Below are 13,809 nucleotides of genomic sequence, written 5' to 3'. Positions count from 1 at the left end.
CTCTTGCTTGATTCAGGCTTCGATGTACGGGCGGGATCAGATGTCGTCGACGGACGACGACTCGAACCGCGAGGAGATGTTGATGCCCAGCTCCTCCGCAGCGCGGAAGACCTCGTCATCGTTGTCGCGCAGGCTGACCGCCTGGCCGTCGGCCGAGAGGACCTCGACGTTCAGGCAGAGCGACTGCATCTCCTTCATGAGGACCTTGAAGGACTCGGGGATGCCGGGTTCCTGGATGTTCTCGCCCTTGACGATCGCCTCGTAGACCTTCACGCGGCCGAGGATGTCGTCGGACTTGATCGTCAGGAGCTCCTGGAGGGCGTAGGCGGCGCCGTACGCCTCGAGCGCCCACACCTCCATCTCACCGAATCGCTGGCCACCGAACTGCGCCTTACCACCCAGCGGCTGCTGCGTGATCATCGAGTACGGACCCGTCGAACGAGCGTGGATCTTGTCGTCGACCAGGTGGTGCAGCTTGAGGATGTACATGTAGCCGACCGAGACGGGCTCGGGGAACGGCTCGCCGGAGCGACCGTCGAAGAGCTGCGCCTTGCCGGACGAGCCGATCAGGCGCTCGCCGTCGCGGTTCGGGAGGGTCGAGTCGAGGAGGCCCTCGATCTCGCGCTCGTACGCACCGTCGAACACCGGGGTGGCGACCTTCGTGCCCGGAGCGGCGCTGTGCGCTGCCTCGGGGAGGGCCGATGCCCACTCCTGGATGCCCTCGACGTTCCAGCCCTGCTTGGCGAGCCAACCGAGGTGGATCTCGAGGACCTGGCCGAAGTTCATGCGGCCGGGGACGCCGAGCGGGTTCAGGACGATGTCGACCGGGGTGCCGTCGGCGAGGAAGGGCATGTCCTCGACCGGGAGGATGGTCGAGATGACGCCCTTGTTGCCGTGACGACCGGCGAGCTTGTCACCCGCGGTGATCTTGCGCTTCTGGGCGATGTAGACGACCACGCGCTGGTTGACACCAGAGCCGAGTTCGTCGTCGCCGTCCTGCGAGTCGAACACCTTGACGCCGATGATCGTGCCCTCTTCACCGTGGGGCACCTTCAGCGAGGTGTCGCGCACTTCGCGCGACTTCTCGTTGAAGATGGCGCGGAGGAGGCGCTCTTCAGCGGAGAGCTCGGTCTCGCCCTTCGGCGTGACCTTGCCGACCAGGATGTCGCCGGGGCGGACCTCGGCACCGATGCGGATGATGCCGCGCTCGTCGAGGTCGGCCAGCAGGTCCGGGCTGACGTTGGGGAGGTCACGGGTGATCTCCTCCTTGCCGAGCTTCGTGTCGCGGGCGTCGACCTCGTACTCCTCGATGTGGATCGAGGAGAGCGTGTCGTCCTTGATGAGGTTCTGCGACAGGATCATCGCGTCCTCGTAGTTGTAGCCCTCCCACGGCATGAACGCGACGAGGAGGTTCTTGCCGAGCGCGAGCTCGCCGTTCTCCGTCGCGGGACCGTCGGCGATGACCTCGCCCTGCTCCACACGCTCGCCGGCCGAGACGACCACGCGGTGGTTGTAGCTCGTGCCCTGGTTGGAGCGGTCGAACTTGCGCAGGTAGAAGGTCTGCGTGCCACCCTCGTCGAGCTGCAGGGTCACGGCGTCGGCCGAGACCTCGGAGACGACACCGGCCTTGTCGGCGGTGACGACGTCACCGGCGTCGATCGCGGTGTAGCCCTCCATGCCGGTGCCGACGAGCGGCGACTCGGAACGGAGCAGCGGGACGGCCTGACGCTGCATGTTCGCACCCATGAGGGCGCGGTTCGCGTCGTCGTGCTCGAGGAACGGGATGAGCGAGGTCGCGACCGACACCATCTGGCGCGGCGAGACGTCCATGTAGTCGACCTCGCCCTTGGCGACGAGTTCGACCTCGCCACCCTTCTTGCGGACGAGGACCTTGTCGTCGGCGAAGTGGAACGAGTCGGTCAGCGGGGCGTTGGCCTGCGCGACGACGAACTCGTCCTCTTCCGAGGCGGTCAGGTAGTCGATGGTCTTCGTGACCTCGCCGTTGACGACGCGACGGTACGGGGTCTCGATGAAGCCGAACGAGTTGATCCGACCGAACGACGCGAGCGAGCCGATCAGGCCGATGTTCGGGCCTTCCGGGGTCTCGATCGGGCACATGCGGCCGTAGTGCGACGGGTGGACGTCACGGACCTCGACGCCGGCACGCTCACGGGACAGACCACCCGGGCCGAGGGCCGAGAGACGACGCTTGTGCGTCAGGCCCGCGAGCGGGTTGTTCTGGTCCATGAACTGCGACAGCTGGGACGTTCCGAAGAACTCCTTGATCGCGGCGACGACCGGACGCACGTTGATGAGCGTCTGGGGCGTGATCGCCTCGATGTCCTGCGTGGTCATGCGCTCGCGGACGACGCGCTCCATGCGGGACAGACCCGTGCGGACCTGGTTCTGGATGAGCTCGCCGACGGCGCGGATGCGACGGTTGCCGAAGTGGTCGATGTCGTCCACGTCGAGGCGCAGCTGCACCGGCTCGCCGTCACGCACGCCGTTCAGCGTGGCCTTCTCGGCGTGCAGGGACACGAGGTACTTGATCGTCGCGACGATGTCCTTGACGGTCAGCACCGAGTCGGACAGCGGGGCGTCGATCCCGAGCTTGCGGTTGACCTTGTAGCGGCCCACCTTCGCCAGGTCGTAGCGCTTCGAGTTGAAGTAGAAGTTGTCGAGCAGCGCACGCGCGGCCTCGGCAGCGACCTGCTCGCCCGGGCGCAGCTTGCGGTAGATGTCCTTGAGCGCCTCTTCCTTCGTGAGGATGGCGTCCTTCTCGAGGGTCGACTCGATCGAGGCGAAGCCCTGGAACTCCTCCATGATCTCCTCGCTGGTCAGACCCAGCGCCTTGAGGAAGACCGTGACGGACTGCTTGCGCTTGCGGTCGATGCGCACGCCCACCTGGTCGCGCTTGTCGATCTCGAACTCGAGCCACGCACCACGCGAGGGGATGACGCGAGCGGAGTAGATGTCCTTGTCGGACGTCTTCTCCTGCTGGCGCTCGAAGTACACGCCGGGCGAACGGACGAGCTGCGACACGACGACGCGCTCGGTGCCGTTGATGATGAACGTGCCGCGTTCGGTCATGAGCGGGAAGTCGCCCATGAAGACCGTCTGCGTCTTGATCTCACCCGTCATGTGGTTCATGAACTCGGCGTTGACGTACAGCGGAGCGGCGTAGGTCTTGCCGCGCTCCTTGCAGTCGTCGATCGAGTACTTGGGGTCCTCGAGCTCGGGCGCCGTGAACGAGAGCTGCATGGTCTCGCCGAGGTCCTCGATCGGGGAGATCTCCTCGAAGATCTCCTCCAACCCGGAGTGCAGGGCGAGGTCGGTGCGACCCTGCTCCTGTCCCTCTGCGAGACGGGCCTTCCAGACGTCGTTGCCGACGAGCCAGTCGAAGCTCTCCGTCTGGAGTGCGAGCAGATCAGGAACCGTGAGGGTGTCCGTGATCTTGGCGAACGAGAGTCGCGAGTGGTTGCGACCGTTCTTGGGGTTGGTGGATGCGTTGGGCGCAGCAGCCAAGGGTGTGACCTCCGTAGGCCCCGTCGGGCCGATACTGACGAGCAGCATGTAGGTGAGTAGATGATCGCTCGGCGATCCCCGCGAGTTCTTGCCCTGCGACCACGCCGACGCGTGCCTGACGCGGAACGTCGGTGCACGTGTGGGATGATCTCCGTGAGCGGGACCCGCCGCCATATACGGGTCCGGCTGCACCAGGGCGAGTTGAGCTTGTCCAACTCAGAACTCTGCGTCGACCGCAATATGACGACACGGATGCCAGGGAGCGCGAACTGCCATCATAGTTCGCGCCGAGTCGTGCTGTCCAGTCCTGGCTTGACCAGATTCGGCAGTGGCGTGTATAAGCCGCTGCACACCCGCAGAATTCCCGGCCCGCGCCCGGCCGCAACGGCCCGCGACGGCCCGCAACGGGCCTGCGCACCCGGCCCGCGCAGTGGACCCGGCCGTGCGCTCAGCCGAGGCGCTCGCGTTCGACGCGCCCCGCGCCTCCCGGCTGGCCCTGCAGTCCGGCCAGCGCACGGAAGGCGTCCTCGGGTCGACGGGTGCGCACGAAGGTGACGCGACCACGGTCGTCGGTGAGCTCGATCCCGAGTCCGGGGGTGAGGATCAGGGCGCGCACACCGCGACCGATCCGCAGGCCGACGCCGCCGTAGGTGCGGGCGTCCGCCTCGACGAGTCGGACGTCGGCGATGCGCCGACGTGCGATGCGCCGTGGCGGCAGCGGCCGGAAGTGCAGCGTGACGTGCGTGTCGGTGACGGCGAACCCGGCTCGTGCGAGCAGCAGCAGCACGCCCGCCACGACGGCGACCAGCGCCGGCACGATGAGCGCGGTCTCCGGCGCGTCGCCGGGCCAGGCGGTCACCGCCGCGGCCAGGCCGAGGCCGCCGAGGAGCAGGACCGCGCCGACGACACGCATCCAGGTGGGCGCCGTCTCGTGGTCGGCGTGGGCCGGACGGGAGGCGCGGGGCACCCGCGTCGTCCGGCTCGCGGTCGTGGGCGGGGTGGCGCGGGTCGTCGGTGCGGCCAGGCGTGCGGTGGGCACGCTCATCGTGTCGGCGGTCATGTCGGGTCTCCTGCGGCTCGGCGGAGTGTTGCATCCCGTATTTTACATGACGGGTGCGATGTGATCACGGCCAGCGCGCGCGGGTGACCGGAAGGGGCACGCGGACGCGTGCCGACGGCGCGCGCGCTCGAGCGCTGGGGGCGCTCGACGGCACGTCGTGGTCACGTCGGGAGGGCGGACGCGCGAGGTGTGGGGCACTGCACGCATCGACGCGGTCCCGCGTGACGACCGGATGAACAGTACGGAACGAGTCTTGGCGTCCGCTGGCCGTCCATGTGTACGCATTCACGTACCGGCCAGGACCGGTCAGCGCAGGACGCGCGCGACCGCCTCGGCGCGGGTGGCGACCCCGAGCTTCGCGAACACCTGGTTCACGTACGACTTCACCGTCGGCACCGTCAGGAACAACTCCGCCGCGATCTGCGGGTTCGTCCGGCCGGCCGCGATGCGCTCGAGCACGTCGGCCTCGCGCGGGGTCAGGTCCGGGAACCGGTCACGCAGCGCCGGCACAGCGGGTGTGGGCCCCGTCGCCCCGCCGCCGGCGAGCTGCGCCACCAGCCGCGCCCCCACCGTCGCGTCGAACGTCGACTGCCCCGACGCGACCGCCCGGATCGCCGTCGCGATCTCGGTCCGTCCGGCGTCCTTCGTCAGGTACCCGCGCGCACCGGCCCGGAGCGCGGTCACGATCGACTCGTCGTCCGCGTAGGTCGTCAGCACGAGCACCGCCACCTGCGGGTGGTCGGCCACGATGCGCGCGGTCGCCGTCGGCCCGTCGGTGCCCGGCATGCGGAGGTCCATCAGCACGACGTCGGGAGCGTCACGGTCCACCGCTGCGATCGCCTCGGCACCGTCGGCGGCCTCACCCGTCACCTGCAGGTCCGGCACGAGCGACAGCACCGTCACCAGGCCGTCGCGGACGATCGCCTGGTCGTCGACGACGAGGACACGGATGGTCACGAGGCGTCCACCTCGTGCTCGGCCACCCGGTCCACCGGCAGGTGCAGCGCGACGACGAACTCGTCGTCGGACCGCTCCGCTTCGACCGTCGCACCGCTGCCGAGCTCCTCGACGCGCTCGCGCATCCCGAGCAGCCCCTGGCCGCCGCCGGTGAGCGGGTTGGCCACGACGATGTCCACGGCGTCGCCGTCGCGGACGACGGACAGTGACACGGGGCGGCCGGGGGCGTGCCTACGGGCGTTGCTGAGGGCCTCGCGGACGACCTGGACGACGGCGGCGCGGTGCGCCTCGTCGAGTGCGGCCAGGGTCGCGTCGCCCTGCACCACGATGGTGCCGCCGAACGAGCGGTGAGCGGCGACCAGGGCGGTCAGGTCGGTGCGGTCCGGCACGTGGTCGGTGCGGTCGGTCTGGTCGGTGTGGTCCGGCACGTGGTCGGTGGACGGCCGGGAGGCGCGGCTCGCGTCCGGCACGTCGGCTCCGGTGGTCCGCGTGGCCTGGTCCGGGGCCGTGGTCCGGTCCGGTGTGGTGGCGCGGTCCGGTGTGGTGGCGCGGTCCGGTGTGGTGGCGCGGTCCGCGGTCGTGGTCGGGTCGGGGACGGCGGCCCCGTCCGGGGTGGCGGCCCGGTCCGGGGTCGCGGCCCGGTCCGGGGTGGCGTCGGGCTCGGCGTCCGCGTCGTCGCGGAGGGCGTGCACGGCTCGGCGCGCCTCGGCGAGGCCGTCCGCCGCCAGGGTCCTGGCCTCGCCGGCACGCTTCGTCGCGTCGTCGACCCGGCCGGCCTCGAGCAGGGCCTCGACCGCGTCGAGCTGCAGCACGAGACCGCCGAGCGAGTGCGCGAGGACGTCGTGGATGTCCCGCGAGGCCCGGGACCGATCGGCGAGGAGCTGTGCCCGCTGCTGGTCCCGCTCGGCCTGCCGCGCACGTTGCGCCGCGACCCGGAACTGCCGGCGGCTGAACCCGATGAGCACGCCGAGCAGCAGCCCGCCGCTCGTGCCGAGGACGAACTGGACCGAGGCGTGCTCGATCGTCGCGCAGACGGCGATGACCACCATCGCCCCCACCGCCGCCACCGCCGCGAGCCAGACCGGCACCCGGAGGTTCGCGCCGAGCAGGACGATCCCGACGATCACCGGGACGATCATGAGCGAGTCGGTCGCCACCACGGTCAGGGAACCGGCGACGATCATCACCACGCCCGCGACGACGAGCAGCTGCGGCGTCCGGCCGAACTCACGGAGCGCCCACGCGGCGAGCGCCACCGCACCGAGCACCCACACCCACGCGGGCGGCTGCAGCTCGAGTCCGTTCTTCACGAACCAGAACCCGACGATCACGATGCCGAGGGCGTTGAGCCCCCAGGCGGTTGCCGAACGGGACCGACCCCCGGGGAGGTCGGTCGGGTCCTGTCCGCTCAGCAGGGTCACCGGACCATCATGCCGCGGGTGGTGCGGCCACTGGCGGTCCGGTCGCCGCGGTCTCCGCGGTCTCCGCGCGGGATGCGCTGGTCGATGACGACGGCGCGGGCGGCGCGGTTCAGGGCGAGCACGAGCAGGATCGCGCCGGTCGAGGTGAGCAGGTGCGCACCGAGGTGGCCGCCGAGCACATCGAGGCCGACGCGCACGGCGATGAGCACGATCCAGAGCGACGCACCGAGCCACCCTGTGCGGGACTGGATCGTCCGACCCTTGCTGTCCGGGGTGGCGACCGTGCGGAACCGGGTGATGGTGCCCATCGTCAGGCCCACACCGATCGTGATCAGGGCCTCGATGCCGAGGAACACGACGTCGGTCGTGGTGATCGTCGCCCCCGACTGCGCCAGGACCACCACACCGACGATCGCCATGATCATCGGCGTGCGCCAGATGCGCGCCGGGTCGAGGTACTGCCAGGTGGCCTGGCGGTACCCGAGGAAGCCGACGAGGGCGACGCCGATCAGGACGTTGACGAGGAGCTGGACCGACATGGTGTGCCTTTCGAGGTGACCCGGCGGGACGTCCCCGACCGATGGATCCAGCCTCGTTCCGGTGCGTCCGCGGGCACACCAACCAGGGGTGGGGGCCCGGGTGGTGATCGCGGAGCCGGTCGGGTGGTGTTCGATTGACCGCATGGCTGATGCGTTCGACGGGTTCCGGATCGGTGCGGGCTACTCGGTGGTCGAGCCGGACCGGCACCGCCCCGGGTCGTTCACGCTCGTGGTGGACGGCACGCCGCAGTCGCACGTCGACCTCGAGGACCCGACCCACCTGGCGTTCGAGTACATCCGGCGGATCGGGCACGCCATCGACCTGCTGCCGTCCGGCCCGGTCACGGCGCTGCACCTCGGCGCCGGTGCCCTGACGCTCCCCCGGTACGTCGCGGTGACCCGGCCGGGCTCCCGCCAGCAGGTCATCGAGCTCGAGCGCGACCTGGTGGACCACGTCCGCGAGGTCCTGCCGTTCCCCCGCGGCGCGTCGATCCGGGTGCGGTACGGCGACGCGCGCGAGGTGCTCGGCAAGCTCCCCTCCGGGCTGCGCGGCACGGTGGACCTGGCGGTGGTGGACGTCTTCGGCGGCTCGCAGATCCCGGCGCACGTGACGAGCATCGAGTTCTACCGCGAGGTCGCCGCGTTCCTGTCGCCGACCGGCATCGTCGCCGTGAACGTGGCCGACGGCGCGGGTCTCGCGTTCGCACGGGGGCAGGCGTCGACGCTGCAGGCCGTGCTGCCGTCGGTCGCAGCGGTGGCGGACACCGGCATGCTCAAGGGGCGTCGGTTCGGGAACATCGTGCTGCTCGGCTCGCCGACCGACCTGCCGATCGCCGAGATGCCGCGGCGGTACTCGTCGGACCCAATGCCGGCGAAGGTCGTGCACGGGGCCGAGTTGCGGGCGTTCGTCGCCGGGGCGCCGATCGTCACCGACGCGACGGCCGTGGCGTCACCGGAGCCGAACCGGAGCGTGTTCGGCGCCTGACCCTGCGGTGACGACGGGGCGGCGCGCCAGGCCGTTCCCGGGCACTCGGCGGGTGCGGCTGTCAGGATGGTCTGAACGACCGCGCAGGTGCGCGACCGAGCGATGGGATCCCCTGATGACGAACGACGACCGGAGCAACCAGGACCGGACGGGCGACGGCCAGGCGCCGAGCTGGGGCGGAGCCCCGCAGCAGCAGCCCGCCGCCGACGCACCGCGGTACGGCGAGCGGAGCGACCCGACGCCGCAGTACGGGCAGTCCGCCCCGCAGTACGGCGAGCAGCAGAACCAGTACGGGCAGCAGCAGCAGCAGTACGGGCAGCAGCAGGACCAGTACGGCCAGCAGCAGCAGTACGGCCAGCAGCCGTACGCCGCGGCGCCCGCGAGCTCCGGTTCGCCCGCGTGGCAGAGCTACGAGGAACCGAAGGCCAAGAAGAAGACCGTCGGCGTGATCGCGTTCGTGGTCGGCCTCGCCGCCCTGGTCGTGGGAGCCATCGGCGGGTACCTGTTCGGGCAGTCGTTCGGCGCTTCCGACGCCTTCCGCGACTCGATGCAGAACAGCGGAGCGACGCCGAGCGACGCGCAGATCACCGAGCTGATGACCTCGTCGAACGTCATCACCGGATCCCTCATGTTCTACCTGGGCACGGCCCTCGGCCTGTGGGCGATCGTGCAGGGCATCATCGCTGCCGTCACCAAGCGTGGCCGCGGTTGGGGCGTCTTCGCGATCGTCCTCGCCGTCGTCGCGCTCATCGTCTTCGTCGTGGCGGTCGGCGTCGCTGCGGTCGCGGCGAGCGGGATGTCCTGATCCGCTGAGCCCGTCCGGAACGGCCCGTCGTGCTCCGGCACGGCGGGCCGTTCTGCGTCCACCGGCGCGAAGCCTGAGCGCGTCGCACCGGCCGCTCCCGGCAGAGCGCGGCTACCCTCGAACCGATGTCCCTCCCGCCCGACGACCGTCAGCAGCCCGACCCGTCCGACCCGTCCCGTGAACCGCGCCACGCGGCTCCCGTGACGGCCGGGGTCAGCCCGGGCAGCACCTTCGCGCCCATCAGCCTGCGACCGGCGGTCGACGTCGACGCCGTGCACCAGCGTCTGCGCGACCTCGGTCAGAGCCGCAGCACCGAGGCGCTCGCGGAACGCGCCGAACTCCTCCGCCTGCTCGGCCGCCTCGACGAGTCACTCGTCGTCGCGGAGGAGGTCTTCCGCCTCGCGATGTTCACGGGCGAGCGCCAGGACAAGGTCGCCGCCCGGATCCGGCGCGCGCACATCCTGCACGACCTGGGTCGCCACGAGCGTGCCGCAACCGAGGCCGCTCTGGCCCGCGACACCGCTGCGACCGAGGAGTGGCCGGAGCTCGAGGGTGCCGCCGCCGAGATCGAGGGGTGGTCGCTGTTCGAGAACGACCGCTTCGAAGAGGCCCGCGCCGCACTGTCCCGCGCCTACCAGGCGTTCCGCCAGGCCGGTGCCCCGTCCGAGCGCACCGACGCCCTGCGCACCGCGGTCGAGGCGGCGATGCGTGCCTCGATCACGCACCCCGCCGAACCCGCCGACAAGCCGCGGACGGCCCGCGAGGTCGCCGCCCGCCGCGCCGAGGACGACGAACCGACCATGCGCGTCGCCGAGCCGGTCAAGCAGGTGCCGCCGATCCGCCGCCGGGTGCTCGGGGCGCCGGACGCCGCGCGCACCGAGGCCGACGACATCTGGGGACGGATCGCCGCCCGGGCAGCCAAGAAGGGCCAGGCCGACCCCCGCGCCGACCAGTGACCGCACTCGAGACGGTCCGTTCCCGAGCCGAGGCGCTCATCACCGAACACCTCGGCGCGGGCTCGTGGGCCTTCGGGTTCGACCACGCGAAGACCCGCGCAGGACAGTGCGACTTCGCCCGGAAGCGCATCACCGTCAGCCGGCACCTGGCGACACGGTTCTCGGACGACGACGTCGAGCAGGTCCTGCTGCACGAGGTCGCGCACGCCCTCGCCGGAGCACGTGCGGGCCACGGCCCGAAGTGGAAGCGGACCGCGTCCGCCATCGGGTACACGGGTTCGCGGCTGCACGACGGCCCGATCGCCAGCGAGCTCGCACCGTGGATCGGGACCTGCCCCGCCGGACACGAGCACTTCCGCTACCGGACGCCCACCCGCCAGCTCGCCTGTGCCCGGTGCTCCCGCCGGTTCGATCCCCGCAACGCCATCGTCTGGCGGCGCCGGAGCGACGCTGACACCCCGTCGACGGTGGCCTCGACTACCGCATGAGTCCGTCCGCGCGCGGAGGCGCGCCGGTAACCCGTTAGCCTGGACGGATGCACACGGGGCAGCACATCCGCACGGACGCCGGATCCACCTGGTTCTTCGACGCCGGTCGGATCGCCCTGGACTTCGCGCACACCGGTGGGTTCGCCGACGACCCGGACGGCCGGCGTCCCCGATCGCAGCTCGGTGAGCTGCTCGCGAGCCCGGCGGACCTGGACGAGTGGCTCAGCGACCACACCGAACCGATCGACGTCGGGGCGAGCGCGCGCGAGCTGCAGGACGCACGCGCGCTCCGCGCGGCGATCGCCCGACTCGCCGTCGCCGCGGCCCCCGGCCCGGCGACCACCGCGGCCGAGCGCACCGCCGTCGCGGCGGGCCTGCGTGCCGGGACCGGCCGCACGCGCCCCGCGCCCGACGACATCGACACCGTCAACCTGTTCGCCGCCCTGCCGGACGTGCCCCCGAGCCTCCCGGGTGGCCGACGACGTGCCGGAGCGAACCGCGTCCGCCTGGCCCAGGCACTGTCCAGCGTCGCGCGCGACGCCGTCGCGCTGTTCACCGAGGTCGGCTTCGACGACGTCGAGGCCGACGGCCGTCCGACGCGTCTGAGCCGCTGCTCGGCGGACGACTGCGCGCTGGTCTTCTACGACTCCTCGCGGGGCGGGACACGCCGCTGGTGCTCGATGCAGCGCTGCGGGAACCGCGCCAAGGTCCGTGCGCACCGCGCTCGGCGCGCGGCGGTCTGACCACCCTCCGACCAGCCGTCAAGGCAGCGCGAAGAAAAAGATTCGGCGCACCGAATTCTCTGGCATGCTGGTGCCGTGACCGACACCGCCGCAGCCAGGACCACCGAGGAACCCACGGGTACCCCGAGGCGCCGCGCCGCCGGCCTCACCCTGCTCGGCCCGGCGTTCGTCGCGGCCATCGCCTACGTCGACCCCGGCAACGTGGCGGCCAACCTCACCGCCGGGGCGAAGTACGGCTACCTGCTCCTCTGGGTCCTGGTCGCCGCGAACGCGAGCGCGGTCGTCGTGCAGTACCTGTCCGCCAAGCTCGGCGTCGTCACGGGCAAGTCCCTGCCGGAGCACCTCGGCCTGCGCATGCGTCGCACCCCGAGGCTGCTGTTCTGGGGGCAGGCCGAGATCGTCGCGGCCGCGACCGACATCGCCGAGGTGATCGGCGGCGCACTCGCCCTGCACCTGCTCTTCGGCCTGCCGCTCGTCGCCGGTGGGCTCATCACGGGCGTGGTCTCGATGCTCCTGCTGACCCTGCACAGCCGCCGCGGGACCCGCACCTTCGAAGCCGTCGTCACGGCGATGCTTGCGATCCTCACCGTCGGCTTCTGCGCCGGACTGCTCTTCGCGCAGGTCTCCCCCGCCGAGCTCGTCAGCGGCCTGGTGCCGCGGTTCGAGGGCTCCGAGTCGGTGATGCTCGCGGCGTCGATGCTCGGCGCGACGGTCATGCCGCACGCGGTCTACCTGCACTCGGCGCTCGCCCGCGACCGGCACGGCGACGTCCCCGCCGGCCCCGAGCGTCGCCGCGTGCTCGTCGCCACCCGGTGGGACGTCGGCCTCGCGCTGGTGGTCGCCGGCGGCGTGAACATCTGCATGCTCGTCCTGGCCGCGGCGACCCTGCCCGGCGTCGCCGGCACCGACTCGATCCCCGGTGCCCAGCGGGCGATCGCCGACCACGTCGGGCCCGTCGTCGGGGTGCTGTTCGCGGTGGGGCTGCTGGCGTCGGGGCTGGCATCGACCTCGGTCGGCTGCATGGCCGGCGCCGAGATCATGAAGGGGCTGCTGCACGTCCGGATCCCGCTCGTGGCGCGGCGTGTGATCACCCTGGTGCCGGCGATCGTGCTGCTCGCGATCGGTGCCGACGCGACGATGCTGCTGGTGGTGAGCCAGGTCGTGCTGAGCTTCGGGATCGCCTTCGCGATCGTCCCGCTGGTCGTCTACACGTCGCGCCGCAGCATCATGGGCACGGACGTGAACGCCGCGACCACCCGCGTGGTGGCGTGGGTGATCGCGGCGGTCATCGTGGCGCTCAACGTCGCGCTGATCGTGCTCACGGTGACGCAGTGAGCGCCGGGACGCTGGTCGTCACTCGACGACCGTGACGTCCTTCCAGAACGCGACGTAGCCCGAGTAGTCCTTGCCGACGCGGTCGAACGACGACGGGATCGGCGTCGGGTAGGACCACGCGCGGTCCTGCAGCGCCTGTCCGTCCACGTTCACCGTGAAGTACTGGGTGTCGCCCTTCCACGGGCAGTGGTACTGGGTGGGGCTCTCGGTGAACAGCTCGGACTTCACGCTCGACGGCGGGAAGTACCAGTTGCCCTCGATCTTGATGAGGTCCTCTTCCGGGGCCTCCGCGATCACCGTGTCGCCGACGACTGCCTTCATGCGTTGCTCCTTCGCTCGCTGGTGCCGGACGGCCTGGACGGCGCTCCGGTCCCTGTCCGCTCGAACGCTACGCCCGGCCCCGCGATTCCCGCAGGACGACCAGTTCCGGTCCGACGGCGAGCGCCGCGTGCACCGGCTCGCGACCGAGGACGGCCGCGCTCTCGGAGGCCGTGACCAGGTGCTTCACCGCACGCCGGAGCCCGGTGTACGCCGCGCAGGCCGCGGCGGCCTCCGGTGAGGTGTGGTCGATCCCGACCGCGGCGAGCGCGTCGACGACGGCGCCGGCGGCGAGCAGGTCCTCGACGGCGAAGTCGGGTGCGTCGGGCACGTCGACGGTCTCGCCCGCGGCCTCGGCCGCGTCGTCCAGCGCTCCGGGATGGTGCAGCCCGGCGGCGACGACCGCGACGACGCACCGGTCGCCACGATCGGCCTGGAGGCCCGTCACCCGTTCCGCGATCGCACTCGCGTTGCCGAGGTGGCCGAGCACGACCTCCGGACCGTCCGGCAGCTGGGCGGTCGCGTTCCGCAACGCGCGGCGCTGCGCCGCCGCATCCGGCGAGCTCGGCAGGACGTCCACCCAGACGACGAGGTGTGCGCCGTGGGCGATGCGTGCCGCACCACCGGTGCCCCACGCGAACCGGACCTGGTACTGCTCCTGGGTGCGTTCTGCCACG

General features: G+C 71.3%; 13 protein-coding genes. 6 read left to right on the top strand and 7 right to left on the bottom strand.

Annotation, left to right across the window (positions count from 1 at the left end):
• Positions 1–36 precede the first annotated feature (36 nt).
• From rpoB to EDF53_RS08220, 5 genes are all read right to left on the bottom strand, one after another.
• Positions 37–3,525 (bottom strand): DNA-directed RNA polymerase subunit beta, encoded by a 3,489-nt coding sequence (gene rpoB, locus EDF53_RS08240; protein ID WP_123293108.1) that lies wholly within the window; start codon positions 3,523–3,525, stop codon positions 37–39.
• 448 nt (positions 3,526–3,973) lie between these two features.
• On the bottom strand, positions 3,974–4,585 hold the full coding sequence (locus tag EDF53_RS08235) for a hypothetical protein (RefSeq protein ID WP_123293107.1): 612 nt from the start codon (positions 4,583–4,585) through the stop codon (positions 3,974–3,976).
• 306 nt (positions 4,586–4,891) lie between these two features.
• Positions 4,892–5,542, bottom strand: a complete 651-nt coding sequence (locus EDF53_RS08230; protein ID WP_123293106.1) for a response regulator transcription factor — start codon at positions 5,540–5,542, stop codon at positions 4,892–4,894.
• Positions 5,539–6,963: a sensor histidine kinase gene (locus EDF53_RS08225; protein ID WP_123293104.1), complete on the bottom strand. Its 1,425-nt coding sequence runs from the start codon at positions 6,961–6,963 to the stop codon at positions 5,539–5,541. Before EDF53_RS08225 ends, EDF53_RS08230 begins: the two co-directional genes overlap by 4 nt.
• Positions 6,960–7,502: a hypothetical protein gene (locus EDF53_RS08220; protein WP_123293102.1), complete on the bottom strand. Its 543-nt coding sequence runs from the start codon at positions 7,500–7,502 to the stop codon at positions 6,960–6,962. The genes EDF53_RS08225 and EDF53_RS08220 overlap by 4 nt, the downstream gene beginning before the upstream one ends.
• A 142-nt stretch (positions 7,503–7,644) precedes the next feature.
• Between EDF53_RS08220 and EDF53_RS08215 the strand changes: the two genes are divergently transcribed.
• From EDF53_RS08215 to EDF53_RS08190, 6 genes are all read left to right on the top strand, one after another.
• A complete protein-coding gene (locus tag EDF53_RS08215; RefSeq protein ID WP_123293101.1) occupies positions 7,645–8,487 on the top strand; it encodes a spermidine synthase in 843 nt (280 codons plus the stop codon).
• A 115-nt stretch (positions 8,488–8,602) separates the two neighbouring features.
• Positions 8,603–9,292, top strand: coding sequence for a hypothetical protein (locus EDF53_RS19305; protein ID WP_185020984.1), 690 nt, complete (start codon positions 8,603–8,605; stop codon positions 9,290–9,292).
• A 125-nt stretch (positions 9,293–9,417) separates the two neighbouring features.
• Entirely contained in the window at positions 9,418–10,248 is an 831-nt protein-coding gene (locus EDF53_RS08205) for a hypothetical protein (RefSeq protein ID WP_111083497.1), read from the top strand.
• Positions 10,245–10,736, top strand: coding sequence for a SprT-like domain-containing protein (locus tag EDF53_RS08200; protein WP_123293099.1), 492 nt, complete (start codon positions 10,245–10,247; stop codon positions 10,734–10,736). Before EDF53_RS08205 ends, EDF53_RS08200 begins: the two co-directional genes overlap by 4 nt.
• Before the next feature lie 47 nt (positions 10,737–10,783).
• Positions 10,784–11,479: a CGNR zinc finger domain-containing protein gene (locus tag EDF53_RS08195; protein ID WP_111083499.1), complete on the top strand. Its 696-nt coding sequence runs from the start codon at positions 10,784–10,786 to the stop codon at positions 11,477–11,479.
• 75 nt (positions 11,480–11,554) lie between these two features.
• The gene (locus EDF53_RS08190) at positions 11,555–12,814 is read left to right on the top strand and encodes an Nramp family divalent metal transporter (protein WP_123293097.1); all 1,260 of its coding nucleotides are present in this window, start codon (positions 11,555–11,557) and stop codon (positions 12,812–12,814) included.
• Positions 12,815–12,832: 18 nt separating this feature from the next.
• Here the strand turns inward: EDF53_RS08190 and EDF53_RS08185 are convergent, their stop codons facing one another.
• Entirely contained in the window at positions 12,833–13,135 is a 303-nt protein-coding gene (locus EDF53_RS08185) for a DUF427 domain-containing protein (protein WP_111083501.1), read from the bottom strand.
• A gap of 67 nt (positions 13,136–13,202) precedes the next feature.
• Entirely contained in the window at positions 13,203–13,808 is a 606-nt protein-coding gene (locus tag EDF53_RS08180) for a hypothetical protein (RefSeq protein ID WP_216834250.1), read from the bottom strand.
• Position 13,809 lies beyond the last annotated feature (1 nt).

The sequence above is a fragment of the Curtobacterium sp. PhB78 genome, from assembly GCF_003751685.1.
Taxonomy (GTDB): Bacteria; Actinomycetota; Actinomycetes; order Actinomycetales; family Microbacteriaceae; genus Curtobacterium.
Note: the sequence above shows the minus strand (reverse complement) of the source record. Positions and strands in the feature narration are given on the sequence as shown.

What these genes read in the sequence shown, in the direction of transcription:
- EDF53_RS08235 (WP_123293107.1), bottom strand. Translation starts at nt 4,585, where the DNA reads ATGACCGCCGACACGATGAGCGTGCCCACCGCACGCCTGGCCGCACCG.
- EDF53_RS08220 (WP_123293102.1), bottom strand. Translation starts at nt 7,502, where the DNA reads ATGTCGGTCCAGCTCCTCGTCAACGTCCTGATCGGCGTCGCCCTCGTC.
- EDF53_RS08215 (WP_123293101.1), top strand. Translation starts at nt 7,645, where the DNA reads ATGGCTGATGCGTTCGACGGGTTCCGGATCGGTGCGGGCTACTCGGTG.
- EDF53_RS19305 (WP_185020984.1), top strand. Translation starts at nt 8,603, where the DNA reads ATGACGAACGACGACCGGAGCAACCAGGACCGGACGGGCGACGGCCAG.
- EDF53_RS08205 (WP_111083497.1), top strand. Translation starts at nt 9,418, where the DNA reads ATGTCCCTCCCGCCCGACGACCGTCAGCAGCCCGACCCGTCCGACCCG.
- EDF53_RS08195 (WP_111083499.1), top strand. Translation starts at nt 10,784, where the DNA reads ATGCACACGGGGCAGCACATCCGCACGGACGCCGGATCCACCTGGTTC.
- EDF53_RS08185 (WP_111083501.1), bottom strand. Translation starts at nt 13,135, where the DNA reads ATGAAGGCAGTCGTCGGCGACACGGTGATCGCGGAGGCCCCGGAAGAG.